Annotated in this window: 14 protein-coding genes; 12 read left to right on the top strand and 2 right to left on the bottom strand. The window is 38.8% G+C overall.

The genetic code is table 11. The features are described from left to right. The first annotated feature begins 273 nt into the window (after positions 1-273). From CD33_RS01110 to CD33_RS01145, 8 genes are all read left to right on the top strand, one after another. Positions 274-795 carry a TraR/DksA C4-type zinc finger protein gene (locus CD33_RS01110; RefSeq protein ID WP_052129877.1) on the top strand — a complete coding sequence of 174 codons (522 nt, stop codon included), beginning with the start codon at positions 274-276 and terminating at the stop codon, positions 793-795. Between the two features lie 82 nt (positions 796-877). Then, complete coding sequence (locus tag CD33_RS01115) at positions 878-1,819, top strand: dipeptidase (protein WP_036197347.1); 942 nt, start codon at positions 878-880, stop codon at positions 1,817-1,819. 270 nt (positions 1,820-2,089) lie between these two features. Further along, positions 2,090-3,475 (top strand): isochorismate synthase, encoded by a 1,386-nt coding sequence (locus CD33_RS01120; RefSeq protein ID WP_036197348.1) that lies wholly within the window; start codon positions 2,090-2,092, stop codon positions 3,473-3,475. Then, the gene (gene menD / locus CD33_RS01125; protein WP_036197350.1) at positions 3,468-5,183 is read left to right on the top strand and encodes a 2-succinyl-5-enolpyruvyl-6-hydroxy-3-cyclohexene-1-carboxylic-acid synthase; all 1,716 of its coding nucleotides are present in this window, start codon (positions 3,468-3,470) and stop codon (positions 5,181-5,183) included. Before CD33_RS01120 ends, menD begins: the two co-directional genes overlap by 8 nt. Then, the gene (menH, locus tag CD33_RS01130; RefSeq protein WP_036197352.1) at positions 5,180-6,001 is read left to right on the top strand and encodes a 2-succinyl-6-hydroxy-2,4-cyclohexadiene-1-carboxylate synthase; all 822 of its coding nucleotides are present in this window, start codon (positions 5,180-5,182) and stop codon (positions 5,999-6,001) included. The genes menD and menH overlap by 4 nt, the downstream gene beginning before the upstream one ends. A 105-nt stretch (positions 6,002-6,106) precedes the next feature. Then, positions 6,107-6,925, top strand: coding sequence for a 1,4-dihydroxy-2-naphthoyl-CoA synthase (menB, locus tag CD33_RS01135; protein ID WP_036197354.1), 819 nt, complete (start codon positions 6,107-6,109; stop codon positions 6,923-6,925). A 114-nt stretch (positions 6,926-7,039) separates the two neighbouring features. Continuing rightward, the gene (locus tag CD33_RS01140) at positions 7,040-8,326 is read left to right on the top strand and encodes a sensor domain-containing diguanylate cyclase (RefSeq protein WP_052129879.1); all 1,287 of its coding nucleotides are present in this window, start codon (positions 7,040-7,042) and stop codon (positions 8,324-8,326) included. Between the two features lie 149 nt (positions 8,327-8,475). Then, on the top strand, positions 8,476-9,912 hold the full coding sequence (locus CD33_RS01145; RefSeq protein WP_036197356.1) for an o-succinylbenzoate--CoA ligase: 1,437 nt from the start codon (positions 8,476-8,478) through the stop codon (positions 9,910-9,912). A gap of 45 nt (positions 9,913-9,957) precedes the next feature. On the opposite strand, the gene CD33_RS01150 is transcribed toward CD33_RS01145, so the two are convergent. Together CD33_RS01150 and yidD are read right to left on the bottom strand one after the other, a co-directional pair. After that, positions 9,958-11,013: a metal ABC transporter solute-binding protein, Zn/Mn family gene (locus tag CD33_RS01150; protein ID WP_036197359.1), complete on the bottom strand. Its 1,056-nt coding sequence runs from the start codon at positions 11,011-11,013 to the stop codon at positions 9,958-9,960. A gap of 141 nt (positions 11,014-11,154) precedes the next feature. After that, the gene (yidD, locus tag CD33_RS19705; protein WP_215490539.1) at positions 11,155-11,388 is read right to left on the bottom strand and encodes a membrane protein insertion efficiency factor YidD; all 234 of its coding nucleotides are present in this window, start codon (positions 11,386-11,388) and stop codon (positions 11,155-11,157) included. Positions 11,389-11,680: 292 nt separating this feature from the next. On the opposite strand from yidD, the gene CD33_RS01155 reads away from it, so the two are divergent. The 4 genes from CD33_RS01155 (at position 11,681) to CD33_RS01170 (ending at position 13,869) form a co-directional block, all read left to right on the top strand. After that, entirely contained in the window at positions 11,681-12,133 is a 453-nt protein-coding gene (locus CD33_RS01155) for a Dps family protein (RefSeq protein ID WP_036197361.1), read from the top strand. A gap of 133 nt (positions 12,134-12,266) precedes the next feature. Further along, positions 12,267-12,584, top strand: coding sequence for a transposase (locus tag CD33_RS01160; protein WP_235863428.1), 318 nt, complete (start codon positions 12,267-12,269; stop codon positions 12,582-12,584). A 51-nt stretch (positions 12,585-12,635) separates the two neighbouring features. Then, on the top strand, positions 12,636-13,106 hold the full coding sequence (locus CD33_RS01165) for an NUDIX domain-containing protein (RefSeq protein ID WP_036197363.1): 471 nt from the start codon (positions 12,636-12,638) through the stop codon (positions 13,104-13,106). Beyond that, complete coding sequence (locus CD33_RS01170; RefSeq protein ID WP_036197365.1) at positions 13,090-13,869, top strand: alpha/beta hydrolase family protein; 780 nt, start codon at positions 13,090-13,092, stop codon at positions 13,867-13,869. The genes CD33_RS01165 and CD33_RS01170 overlap by 17 nt, the downstream gene beginning before the upstream one ends. Positions 13,870-13,888: the final 19 nt, after the last annotated feature.

The raw sequence follows: 13,888 nt of genomic DNA on the forward strand, positions 1-13,888 counted from the left end.
TAAGAGAAAAATATCCTAAAAGTTGGTTATTGACTTTTAGGATATTTTTTTCATTTTCTTAAGATATTTAATTTGATATTAATTACTATTACCATTAAAGGCTCACCAAGTAGGAAGATGAAAAACGTACAAATTTCAAGATTTATTAAATCTTGAAATTTTGTATGTTTTACTCGGGTAGCAACACTGTTTTTACTTGTTGTACAAATTTTGCTATGTTTAAAAAGTTAAATAAAGGAAACCTTAAATAATAGGAAAAAGGAGGACAACAACATGAAACAATCTGAAATGCAGCAATTAAAAGATACACTATTAGAAGAACTGAAAGATTTAAAAGAAGGCCTTGAAACGCATGATGATATTGAACGCACTGAACTATCGAATTATGATAACCATCCAGGTGACAATGCTACTGAATTAACAACACAGCTGCTGGAGTATGCTATGGATGATTTTAAACAAGAAAGTATAGATAAAATTGAAGCAGCTTTGGAAGCAATGGAAAATGGCACATATGGTGAATGTAAAGTTTGTCATGAAGAGATTCCTTTCGATCGTCTGGAAGCGGTCCCAACAACACTAACTTGTGTCGAGCACAGCCAAGAGAAGGTAGACATGGAAACTCGACCGGTGGAAGAGGAAATTATGAATGAGCTCACACATAAATCATTAAAAGCTGTGGACTTCGAGGATGGCTCTGGGGAATTTCCTTCATCCGATAGCCCACAGGATGTCCCACAGGAAGTGATCCACCAAAATAATCAAGAAACAACTATACGGGATCAATTTCAATAACTATATTCTTTTCATCAAGAAATATGGAATTCATCCCACCATATCTTATACAATATAGTTATTCTGAATTGGTGGGGGATACATGAATATTATTGATTTGCATTGTGATGTTTTAGATAAATTAACGCGGCTGGAGAATGCGAATTTCCGAAATGATGCTAGATTAAGTGCAAGTTTGGAGAAGTTGATAGCAGGAAATGTTAAGGTGCAGGTTTTTGCAATCTTTGTGCATGCAGACCTTCCTGAAAATGAGAAATTCCTGGCCGCAGTACGACAAATTGAAGCTTTCCATACTAAAGTGTTATGCGAGCCAGAAATGGTTCACATAACCGAATGGACGCAACTAAACGAACTGGAAGAAGGACAAATTGGAGCCATTTTAAGTCTAGAAGGCTGCGATTGCATCGGGGAAGACCTACAAAAGTTGGAGCATATACTGAATGCAGGTGTGAAATTGGTTGGTCTAACATGGAATCATGAAAATGGTGTTGCATTTGGTGCTTCCGAAGATCCTTTGAAAGGGTTAAAACCTTTTGCCAAAGAGGTTGTCCAATTGCTAAATGAACGGGATATCATTGTCGACGTTTCCCATTTGAATGAGCAGGGTTTTTTTGATTTGCTGCCGTTAGCCAAAAAACTTATTGCCAGCCATAGTAATGCCAGGGCTATTTGCGACCACTCGAGAAACTTAACGGATACGCAAATCAAGGAATTAGTGAAGCATGGTGGCAGGATGCATGTCGTCTTTTACCCGCCATTTATTGAAAATGGAAAAGAACATACGTCCATCGGGTATTTAGTGAAACATGTAGAACATATTGCCTCACTCGTTGGAATACAGAACATTGGATTTGGCTCTGATTTTGATGGGATGGATTATTCAATTGAAAAGTTGGCAAATGCCGGGGAGTACGAAAACTTTATTAGAGCCCTGTTGAAAACTTTTACCTATGAAGAGGTTTCTATGATGGCACATCGAGGGTTCAATCGGTTTGTAAATAATAAAAACTTGGCGCGAGAGTAATTGCTCTCGCTTTTTCATTGTTTAAATTGCCCAGTAATTATAGATAGAAAAGAAAATGAGGAAACAATATCGATATGGTATATGTGAAAAAAGTGATATGATAGAATAGATAAAGTAAACCAAAAACACACATAAACATTTTCATTATATAGTGGAAAATCGAATCTCTCGCTATTTTTAGCGGAGAAAATACTATATTAGCAAATAAAAGGCATAAAGTTAAGCCAAGTTTTCTAGGTAAAATAACTGCCTTTGATGGAGGGAAATTCGATGCATCAGAAGTGGTTATATACCACTGAAGTAGAAGTGGAAACAATTAATTCAAGATTATCCTTCTATATTGAAACGATAGAGGTAAGTAGATTATCTGCTTTAGCATTTTTTGCTGCTGGCGAATCATGTTATAAGGGGCAACGCTTTTTTTGGCAAAATCGTGAAAAAACATTTACGTTGGTTGGTCTTGGGCATGCGTTTAAAATTGAAAATAATAAAGACGATGACCGTTTTGACTATATAGAAAAGCAATGGAAAGCTTTAACGAAAAACATTGTTAAGGAAGAAAGAGAACCTCAACCGATTCTGTTTGGCGGGTTTACCTTTGATCCCAAGGATGACAAAAAAGGAGAATGGGACGGCTTTCCGCAAAGCTTCTTTTCGGTAGCTACATATCAACTAGTCATACGCAATGATAAAGCATATATCAGCATTCATTTGATTACGGATAAAGAAGATAGTCTTGGGGACTTTGAACTGTTACGGAAAGAGCGAGATCAATTAATTCATGCTGCGCAAGTAAGAGAGTTGAAAACCTATACAAAACCGACTATGACGAATTATCGCGAACCATATAAAAAAGAGTATATGGAGACTATTACAACTGTTACAAATTTAATTAAAGCCAAAGAAGCAGAGAAAGTCGTAATAGCGAGGTCACTTGAACTGGAGTTCGAGGATAAAGTCAGTTCGCCGCAAGTATTATCGCATGTGGTAAATGAACAGCCAGAGAGCTATTTATTTGGCTTGGAGCATGAACATCTGCTGTTTTTTGGCGCATCCCCCGAACGATTGGTGAAAGTGGAAGATGGAAAAGCCTTCTCGTCCTGTGTCGCGGGTTCCATTAAACGAGGCGAAACTGCCGAAGAAGATAAGCTTCTCGGAGATAGCTTATTAAACGATGCGAAAAATTTGGGAGAACATCAATATGTTGTTGAAATGATTGCAAATACCTTTGAAAAAAATTGTATCCAATATACTGTACCAAAACAGCCAAAGCTTTTAAAAATACGTGATATTCAACATTTATATACACCAGTCGAAGGGAAGTTGTCACAAGACGCTACCATCCTGCAACTTGTAAAACTGCTTCATCCAACACCAGCTTTGGGAGGGGTGCCACGTCAAGGAGCAATGAAAATCATTCGTGATAATGAGGCGATGAACCGTGGATTATATGCCGCACCACTAGGCTGGATTGATGCAGAGGGAAATGGCGAATTTGCAGTAGCTATTCGTTCCGCGGCATTAAAGGACAATAAAGCTTACTTATATGCTGGTGGAGGCATCGTTGCCGATTCCGAACCAAACTCAGAGTACGAAGAGACATTAGTTAAATTCCGTCCGATGTTGCGCGCTTTAGGAGGACAGTTACATGAATGAACGTGAAATATTAACGAACTATGTATATAAAATGGTTGCATCGCTTATGCAAAATGGCGTAGAGGATGTCGTGATTAGTCCGGGTTCCAGATCAACACCCCTAGCGTATGCATTTGCGTCGACGAAAAATATGTCAATCTACAGACAAGTAGATGAACGCTCAGCAGCTTATTTTGCTCTTGGAATTGCAAAAGCAAAAGCAAATCCTGTGGTTCTTCTTTGTACTTCAGGTACTGCTGCCGCAAATTATTATCCTGCTATTGTAGAGGCGAAATACGCCCGGGTACCATTGATTGTCATTACTGCGGATCGGCCTCATGAGTTGCGTGAGGTCGGTGCGCCCCAAGCGATTAATCAAATATCCCTTTACGGTGAACGTGTAAAGTGGAGTGCCGAGTTTCCAATACCGGATGAAGGGAAAATGACATTGCCTTACATAGAACGCCATATAGCTAGAGGTGTCAGTATAGCGACAACTGCCCCATTTGGACCAGTGCATTTTAATGTGCCATTCCGTGAGCCTTTACTCATTGATTTTCAAGAGGAGCTGCCAAAACAAACATTTCAAAATAGCTTTGTAGGACGGATAGCACCGTCAGAACAGGCAGAAGATATATTGACTTCGATTATTAATCAAACTAAAAGAGGGTTTATCATTGTGGGGGAACTAGCCCTGGGTATCGACTTAGAGCAAGTGTGGGCATTTATTCGCAAATTGAAATGGCCAGTCTTAGTGGAAAGCCTGTCAAATCTAAGAACCAATGTTCCAACAGATTGCAGGCAATACATTGTTTCTACATATGACGCGCTATTAAGAAGCACAATCTTTAAACAGCAGGTCGTAGCCGATACAGTTATTCGTTTTGGGGCGCAGCCGGTTTCAAAATTCTTGACGAACTTCTTGATGGAAACATTGCCAACAAATTATATTGTCGTTGATGAAGATCCAATGTTCCGTGATTCAACAGCTGTTTCAACTCATTTTATCCATGCAACCATCGGGGAGTGGATCAGTAGAATAAATATAGATAATACAGTGTTTAGTGAAGAATACTTAAGGCATTGGCGCCAAAGTGAGGATCTTGCTGTTAAACACATTTGTTCATACCTTGAATTTGAGCAAGATGAAGGTGCGGCAGTACGTTACTTGATCGAAAACTTACCAGACAAAAGTGATCTTTTTGTTAGCAGTAGTATGCCGATTCGTGATATTGACACCTTCTTATTGCCAACCACAAAAGATATCCAAGTTTTTGCCAACCGGGGCGCCAATGGAATCGATGGAGTGGTATCCACTGCTATCGGCTTCAGTGAGGCGAGAAAAGATCGAGAAATGTATTTATTGATTGGTGATTTAGCCTTTCTGCACGATGTCAACGCATTAATAGCAACACGATACCAGCATTGTAAAATCAATATCATTGTCTTTAATAATGATGGCGGGGGAATATTCTCCTATCTCGCTCAATCGACCGTCAAGGAATACTATGAGGATCTGTTCGGTACTCCTACCGCATTGACTTTCTCGGATGTTGCCAAAATGTATGAAATGGAGTATGTCGGAATTCAGGAATTCAATGAGATCGAAAAAATAATGGAACCAAAAAATAATCCTCTGCGCCTCATTGAAATTTTTACGGACCGGCAGCAAAACGTTGCAAGCCATCGAAAGCTTTGGCAGCATATCCATGAGGAGTTGGAGCAATGAACCTTCAGGCCCGTGGAATGAATGTAAATGTTCGAATTTGGAATGGCGATTTAGAGCAAACTATTGTTATGCTTCATGGGTTTACCGGTAGTACAGCAACTTGGGAGGATGTAGCAATCTCTATAACCGACTACAGAATTGTTGCAATTGATTTAATCGGACATGGTCAAACAGGTTCACCACTGGAAACGGCAGCCTATACAATGGAAGAGCAAATTTTGCAATTGAATGAAATCTTGCAACAGCTTGATCTTCATAAAGTGATATTACTTGGTTATTCTATGGGCGGAAGGGTTGCATTATCTTATGCGAAATCTTATCCTGATCGAGTTGCACAACTCATTTTGGAAAGTGCCTCACCTGGTCTGAAAACAGAAGGAGAGCGTGCCCTAAGGCGATCCTCGGATGAAAGTCTTGCTGACCGAATTCAAACATATGGCATCGAAGACTTTGTGAACAAGTGGGAGAACATCCCTTTATTTGCAAGTCAAAAAAGGTTGCCTCCTGACGTTCAACAGAAAGTTAGAAAAGAGAGATTGGCACAATCGGAAATCGGGTTAGCCAACAGTTTAAGGAGAATGGGAACAGGTGCACAAACTTCCCTTTGGCCTTATTTGGAACAATTGAGTATGCCGGTTACATTAATAACTGGGGATCTTGATGAGAAGTTTTGCAACATAGCGGGAGAAATGCAAGCATTGTTACCAAGTGCCCAACACACCATAGTGAAAAATGTTGGTCATGCAATTCATGTGGAAAATCCTGAGCAATTTGCTACAATAGTAAAGGATGCTATAAAGATTCAAAAGTTAACATGACTATGTAACTTACAGCCGTAAAAATAGAAACATTCCTTAAAAAAATAGGAAGACCTATTGGCCAAATCTTAATGCATAATAGAAACAAATACAGGGGGTATAAAAATGACTCGTGAATGGACAAGTTTACATACTTACGAAGATATCAAGTATGAATTGTATAACGGGATTGCGAAGATTACGATTAACCGTCCGGAAGTTCGCAATGCATTTCGTCCAAAAACTACTGCAGAATTAATCGATGCATTCACTCGTGCTCGTGATGATGAGCGAGTTGGCGTAATCATCTTGACTGGTGAAGGAGAACTTGCATTCTGCTCGGGCGGAGATCAAAAAGTACGTGGCCATGGTGGATATGTAGGAGAAGATAATATCCCACGCTTGAATGTACTGGATCTTCAAACATTAATCCGTAAAATTCCAAAACCTGTAGTTGCAATGGTAGCTGGTTATGCTATTGGTGGAGGTCACGTACTCCATATCGTATGTGACTTAACTATCGCTGCTGAAAATGCTCGCTTCGGTCAAACAGGACCTCGTGTGGGATCATTTGATGGTGGTTACGGTGCAGGTTACTTAGCGCGTATCGTTGGCCATAAGAAAGCGCGTGAAATTTGGTTCTTGTGCCGTCAATACAATGCACAAGAAGCGCTTGATATGGGATTAGTCAATACGGTTGTACCGTTGGAGCAATTAGAGGACGAAACGGTTAAATGGTGTGAGGAGATTCTGGAATTGTCACCAATGGCACTGCGTTTCTTAAAAGCTGCTTTCAATGCGGATTCTGATGGCTTGGCAGGTATACAACAATTGGCAGGAGATGCAACTCTTCTTTACTATACATCCGACGAAGCAAAAGAAGGTCGCGATGCATTTAAAGAAAAACGTAAACCGGACTTCGGTCAATTCCCAAGATTCCCTTGATTAACAACACTACAAAAGCAAGAGAAGGTAATTCTTCTTTTGCTTTTTTTTGTGTATAGAGTTGATAACGAGTTAAATACTAGTGATATATATGTATTAAGGAGAGATGAAAAAATGAAACATTCTCCTAACTTCCAAAACGCCAAAAAGGATTCATCCATTGATTATCAATTACTTTTTAAGTTGAATACAGATGCCATATTCATTATTGATCATTCAGGTGAAATTCATCATGGAAATGCTGCTAGCGAGAACATTAGTGGTTACTCCATAAATGAATTAAGAAATCAGTCCATTCTTACTCTTATAGAAAATAAAGAACATGCTAAAGCCCATTTTCAAGATATCCTGAGCGGCCTTATGACAGAAACTCGTATACAATTACTGCAGAGAAGCGGGAACATGATCAATTGTTTGGTGAAATGCATTCCTCTTGATGTATCCGATTTCAAAAAAGGATTTTTTTTAATATTCAAGGATATGTCACTGTATGATTCTTTGGATAGTAAATTTCGAGAAACTGAACTTAATTTCCAGATTATCGCTGAAAATGTTCAAGATGTCATTATTTTAATGAATGAACAGAGAGAATACCTATATGTCTCTCCTTCAAGCAAGAACATGTTTGGAGTGGAAAATAAAACAGTAGAAAAATTACTGCAAAACAATTCATTTTTCTATAATCATCCAGATGACACTGAGCTTTTGGAGCGGAGTTATATTGATGCAAAGAAAACAGGAAAACCTTTCCGAATCGTCATAAAGATTCTCCATAAAGAAAAAGGATGGGTTTATGCTGAGGTGAAGGGAACTCCTGTATATGATGATGACAACAAATTCAGGCAAATGGTATTGGTTGTGAGTGATATTTCGGCGCAAAAGGAAAAACTGGACAGGTTAGAGTTTTATGCTTATCATGATCCCTTAACAGGTTTGCCAAATCGAAGATATTTTGAAAAGCGTTTGAGGGAATCGATTGAAAAACTAAATATAAAAGGGCAAATCTTTACTTTGATTTTATTTGATATTGATGATTTCAAGAAAATCAATGACAGCTGGGGACATGAAATTGGGGACCAAGTGATACAGGAGGTTGCCAATCGCACTCAACAAGTAATAGAACATGGGATAGCAGCAAGACTTGGCGGCGATGAATTTATCGTGCTTCTTTATAATTGCATGGAAGTAGAAGAAGTGAAAACGGTTATTCATAAACTACAAAAGGAAATTTCCAGGGACATCGTTGCAGGGAGAAATACGATCGCCATCACGAACAGTATTGGTGCAACCATTTGCAGGAACAAGTATAAAAGTGAAACTTATTATTTCAAAAGTGCCGATGTTGCCCTTTACGAGGTTAAGCAAAAAGGAAAAAACCAATACCAAATTAATTATTCATAATCATTATGTCTATTGGCGGAATACAACTTTTCCTAACCATTTGCTCTATTCACTAAGAAGAGGCTTCTATAACGATCAGCCTCTTCTTTTTAGTTTGACCATTTCCCAATTAGAGTTAAAATAAGGGTGCAAGAATTGGAGGAATGACAATGTATCCAAATTGGATTTTACAGCGTGCACAATTAACGCCTCACCGAACTGCCTTAAATTTTGAAGGCCAAATTTGGACTTTTGAAAAACTTAAAAAAATATCGATTGAAAGGGCAGAACAGCTAACCGCATTGGGCATCAAGCCGAAAGAGCGTGTGGCAATCATGGGTCCCAGTCAACCACGCCTCATTTTTATGATGTATGCTTGTATGCACCTTCAATGTGAAATGGTAATGTTAAACCGTAAGTTATCGAAACACGAACTGGAATATCAAATAAAAGATGCTCAAGTTGAAAAAGTACTCGTGGATGATGAGGATAATTCGCTTTTGCCTGACCACCAGAAACCTCTTTTGTTTTCTGAAGTGGAAAGTTCAATGAGAAAACCATTCGAAATCGAAAAAGAATGGTCTTTGGATCAAACTATCTCCATCATGTATACATCCGGTACTACGGGATATCCAAAGGGAGTGCGTCAGACAGCCGGAAATCATCAAGCAAGCGCTTTGGCTTCTGTTTTAAATATTGGCTTAACAGAAGAGGATGTATGGCTATGTGCAGTGCCATTATTTCATATTAGCGGTTTTTCGATATTAGTTCGTTCTTTACTTTATGGAAATGCTGTGAAGCTTTATAAAAAATTCGACGAGGAGGGTGCTGTCGAGGATATTGCAAATGGCACAGTCACACATATGTCTGCGGTAGCTGTCATGTTGCAGCGTGTGATACAAGGACTGGAAGAGAGAGGTTTAAGAGCTTCCCCCAAGTTTAAATTACTCCTGGCTGGTGGAGGTCCTGTTCCGGAAAATTATATTGAACGGGCGCATCGCTTAAAATTGAAGGTTTCCCAAACTTATGGAATGACAGAAACCTCGTCTCAAACGGCTACCTTATCAAATGAAGATGCATTAAGAAAATTAGGCTCTGCCGGGAAACCACTATTCTTTAATCAAATTAAAATAGCGGGAGCCTTGTCGCCGAGGGAAATGGGAGAGATTTTAATCCGTGGACCACATGTGACGCCGGGATACATAGGGCATTTCTCAGAGAAGGGTGCCACGGCTGATGGTTGGTTACATACTGGCGATATTGGTTACTTAGATGAAGAGGGCTATTTGTTTGTGGTGGATCGTCGGTCAGATTTAATTATTTCTGGTGGGGAAAATATTTACCCTGCCGAGATAGAAAATGTCCTTTTGAGCCATGAGGCAGTTCAAGAAGCAGGTGTCTGTGCCTTGGCAGACGAAACATGGGGGCAAGTTCCGGCAGCGTTTATTGTATTGAAATCGGATGCAGAGGAGTCCGAGCTGATGCAGTTCTGTACAGAAAGATTGGCGAAATATAAAGTGCCTAAGCATTTCCACTTTGTACCGGCGCTTCCTCGGAATGGTTCGGATAAATTAATGAGAAGAAAACTGAAAGATTTGTTGAAGTAAATAAAAAGGTTCCCCTCAAATGATTGAGGGGAACCTTTTTGGTTATTAATTATTCAATGCTTGTTTTAAAGTTTCAATATTTTTTTCCATAAGAGTGAAGTATGTCTCACCATTTTTGATATCTTCTTCAGTCAATACGCTTAAATTATGTAATTCAAGCGAATCGGCCCCGACTTCATTCTGAATAACCGCGGATAGCTTTGAAGATACATTTTGTTCAAATAAAATATATGAAACCTGCAACATTTCAGCTTGATCAACAATTTCAGTTAGTTCTTTCTGTGATGGCTCATTTTGTGAATTGATTCCTGCAATGGCGATTTGCTCTAACCCATATTGCTTGGCGATATAGCCAAATGATGCATGAGAAACAAAGAAAGTCTTTGATTTAGCTTCAGATGCCATTTGTTCAAACTGTTGGTCCAATGATTCCAATTCACCAATCAACTCGTCATAGTTTTCATTAAGCGATTCTTCTTGTTCGGGAAGAGCGGCAACAAGCTCATCTTTAATCGCTCCTGCTAAATTTTGCGCAATAATCGGGGATAGCCAAACATGAGGATCGATATCGCCGTGGTTATGTCCTTCATGCCCCTCTTCATCATGGCTATCGTGATGTTCACCCTCATGGTCGTGGGCTTCATGATTTTCTTCCTCGTGGCTGTGTTCTTCTTCCACTGAAGCATTTAACATGTCGTCTGTAATAACATCAGATGTGGCAACAAGTTTTACATTTTCATTCGCTAAAGTATTTTTAGCCTTTTCAACAAATCCCTCTAAACCTAAACCGATATAGAAAAACAGGTCGGCATCAGCCAGGGACATCATATCTGCCTGTGTTGGTTCAAATGTATGTTCATTTGTACCTGGTGGATAGATGGAAGAAACATTGACGTACTCTCCACCGATACGCTCTGCAAAGTAGCTTAAAGGATAAACTGTTGTATAAATGTCGATCTTGTTGGAATCTTCTTCCTTATTAGTGGGTGCTTTTTTTGTAGTGGATGCCTCATTATTGGCCGTTGTATTTGTTGTGCTATTACATGCTGTCAATCCAAGGAAAAGAGCAGCGGTCAATAGTAAAAAAGATAATTTTTTCAAATGATATCAAACCTTTCTAAATAGTAACTATTACTATTTGCGTTTTCAACATTCTCAATAATACAGGAAGAAGCGAAAAAAGACAATTAGAAAATCAATATTTTTTAAAATTACTTATAAGCATAATGAAAGGCCTTCGAATTATTTTTTCTTCGAAGGCCGTTTTTCTGGAACAGGGTCAAAGCCGCCTGGGTGAAAGGGTTGGCATTTTAATATTCTTTTAGTAGTTAAGTAAAAGCCCTTTATCGCTCCGTGTTTCTGGAATGCCTCTAGCCCGTATTGAGAACATGTGGGATAAAAGCGGCATGTCGGAGGGGTAACAGGGGAGATTACGCGGCGATAAAATTTAATGAGCCAAATAAATGGATATTTCACTATGTATTTCCTCACTATTCTCCGGTTTTGTTTAAACTTTTTATCGATTTCTTAAATATAAACTTAACATAATATAATGAGACAACCATAAAATAGTTGCAGTAATAGGACTTACCTCTATTGATCATTATAAATCAAGAAAGCGAAGGGTGCATGCTTTTCTAACAATCATAAGGCAGTTTATATAGTGGAATGTTTTAAACGAACTTATAACGGTTATAGTAATTATGTCGAATCAATTGAAAAAGGCAAATAAAGTTTCATTGTTAAAATTTAAAAAGAGGTGGATAATATGGCAAACAAACCATTGGTAGATCTTCTAAATGAACTAGTTGCAACTTCATCAGTACTTTATACAAAACTTCATAATTATCACTGGTATGTAAATGGTCCTTCGTTCTTTACGCTCCATGCAAAATTCGAGGAGTTCTATAATGAAGTCACATTGAATTTGGATGAAATTGCGGAACGTATTTTAACAAAGGGCAGTAAACCGGTTGCCACTTTGGCGGAGCATTTGGAAATGTCCCATATTAAAGAAGCAACTGGCGCGGAAACAACGGAAGAGATGGTTGAAACAACTATCAGTGATTTCAAAACCATTATGGGCTTCCTGAAAGAAGCTATGCAGCAAGCGGCAGAAGAAGGCGATGATCGAACAGAAGATATGCTGAATGCTATGACTCAAAGCTTTGAAAAACATGTTTGGATGCTATCTGCGTTCCTTGGTACTTCGGAGCGATAACCATACATTGCTATATTAACTTGACCCAAAATTTCCATGTGAATGGTTTTGGGTCTTTTTAATACAGTTTTATGCAGTAAGGATTCAAGATGCATAGTTCAGATTTTTTCGCTGCATACTGTTTGAAAAGGAGTTGATCACAATCGATACAACAACAATTTATGTTTCTGTCGCTAATCAGTCTTACAGTTATCTACCACTGGGCTTACCTTGTGAATTTAAGTTGCAATTAGAAGAACAGAAAGCACTTTTATTTGAAAAATTATTTCTGCAGTTAAATTCTTTGGAATTTGATAATATAGTTCGAGCACATTTACCTTATATCCCATATCACCTGGATGAATCAAATGATGAAATTGATAATCGTATGAAGAAAATCTATGCTCTCATTCATGAGTTTGGTGATGAACACACGAAAGAATTCGTTGAACAATTACCTTATTTCCATTGATTCCAAAACATCCCTTAGCTAGACTATTACTATAAAGGAAGTGGCTTAGGGATGTTTACTTTTATCGATCAAAACGGTTATAAGTGTGAGTTGAGTTTTAATCAGCACCACTCTTTTGAAATTGAACCCAAACATGTACTGGTGTTCGTACTATACAAAGGAAAATGGCTATGTACTATCAATAAAAAAAGAGGCATAGAATTTCCTGGTGGTAAAGTAGAAGTAGGTGAAACGTTGGAAGATGCTGCAATTCGTGAAGTTTATGAAGAAACAGCTGTTCAAATTTCTGATTTGAAATGGTTTGCCCACTACGTTGTTCATGAAACACCTCCTTTTTGTAAAGCTGTTTTTACAGGAAGAGTCGTGAAAATTGATGAGTTCATACATGAACATGAAACATTGGGAATGACTTGGTTAACTACCGAAGAGTTGGCGAATCATCCTTCTTTAAGTTTCTATATGAAAGATGATGGCATGAAAAAGATGCTGCTGGAGGTGAAGAATCATGAAAGACAATGGTAGTATTGAATTGGTCAGAGGATATCCTTCACCAAATCCAAATGTCACCATGCAAGAGATCATTTATTGGTCGCAAGGACTTCGGGTGAAAGGATTATTAGCGAAACCGAAAAAAGAGGGTCAGTATGAAGCATTGCTTTATTTGCGCGGCGGTCTTCAGTCGATAGGGATGGTGCGACCATCAAGGATAGCGCAGTTCGCAAGCCAGGGATTGGTTGTCTTTGCCCCGTATTACCGCGGTAATCGAGGAGGCGAAGGCCGCGATGAAATGGCGGGTGACGACCGATTTGACGCAGTAAATAGTGTAGAACTGCTCAAGACATTCGCCAATGTAAAGGAAGTGCATTTATTCGGTTTTTCCCGAGGCGGGTTGATGGCATTATGGACGGCTATTTTAAGGGATGATATTAAATCCGTTGTCACATGGGCCGGTGTATCAGACGTGACATCCATGTACATGGAACGTGTGGATATGAGGAGGACGTTAAAAAGGATTATCGGGGGTTCTCCAAATAAAGAGCAAGAAAAGTATGACGAAAGAAACCCAATCTTGAAAGCACAGATGATTAACGCTCCGGTACTTATTATTCATGGCACAGAAGATGAGAATGTTAGTATTGAACAAAGCTATGATCTGGAGCAGGCTTTAATAAAAGAAAAAAAACAGGTAGAAACATGGTTTTCTTCAGGTTTAACCCATTACTATCCGCCACACATCAACCGACAAACCGTAAGAGCTCTATCTGAATGGATGAAAATGAAATAAGAAAAGCGGACGTCTCTTT

The sequence above is a fragment of the Ureibacillus sinduriensis BLB-1 = JCM 15800 genome, assembly GCF_000772955.1.
Taxonomy (GTDB): Bacteria; Bacillota; Bacilli; order Bacillales_A; family Planococcaceae; genus Ureibacillus; species Ureibacillus sinduriensis.

What these genes read in the sequence shown, in the direction of transcription:
- CD33_RS01170 (WP_036197365.1), top strand. Translation starts at nt 13,090, where the DNA reads ATGAAAGACAATGGTAGTATTGAATTGGTCAGAGGATATCCTTCACCA.
- CD33_RS01140 (WP_052129879.1), top strand. Translation starts at nt 7,040, where the DNA reads ATGAAACATTCTCCTAACTTCCAAAACGCCAAAAAGGATTCATCCATT.
- CD33_RS01110 (WP_052129877.1), top strand. Translation starts at nt 274, where the DNA reads ATGAAACAATCTGAAATGCAGCAATTAAAAGATACACTATTAGAAGAA.
- CD33_RS01155 (WP_036197361.1), top strand. Translation starts at nt 11,681, where the DNA reads ATGGCAAACAAACCATTGGTAGATCTTCTAAATGAACTAGTTGCAACT.
- menD (WP_036197350.1), top strand. Translation starts at nt 3,468, where the DNA reads ATGAATGAACGTGAAATATTAACGAACTATGTATATAAAATGGTTGCA.
- CD33_RS01165 (WP_036197363.1), top strand. Translation starts at nt 12,636, where the DNA reads ATGTTTACTTTTATCGATCAAAACGGTTATAAGTGTGAGTTGAGTTTT.
- CD33_RS01115 (WP_036197347.1), top strand. Translation starts at nt 878, where the DNA reads ATGAATATTATTGATTTGCATTGTGATGTTTTAGATAAATTAACGCGG.
- menH (WP_036197352.1), top strand. Translation starts at nt 5,180, where the DNA reads ATGAACCTTCAGGCCCGTGGAATGAATGTAAATGTTCGAATTTGGAAT.
- menB (WP_036197354.1), top strand. Translation starts at nt 6,107, where the DNA reads ATGACTCGTGAATGGACAAGTTTACATACTTACGAAGATATCAAGTAT.
- CD33_RS01145 (WP_036197356.1), top strand. Translation starts at nt 8,476, where the DNA reads ATGTATCCAAATTGGATTTTACAGCGTGCACAATTAACGCCTCACCGA.
- CD33_RS01120 (WP_036197348.1), top strand. Translation starts at nt 2,090, where the DNA reads ATGCATCAGAAGTGGTTATATACCACTGAAGTAGAAGTGGAAACAATT.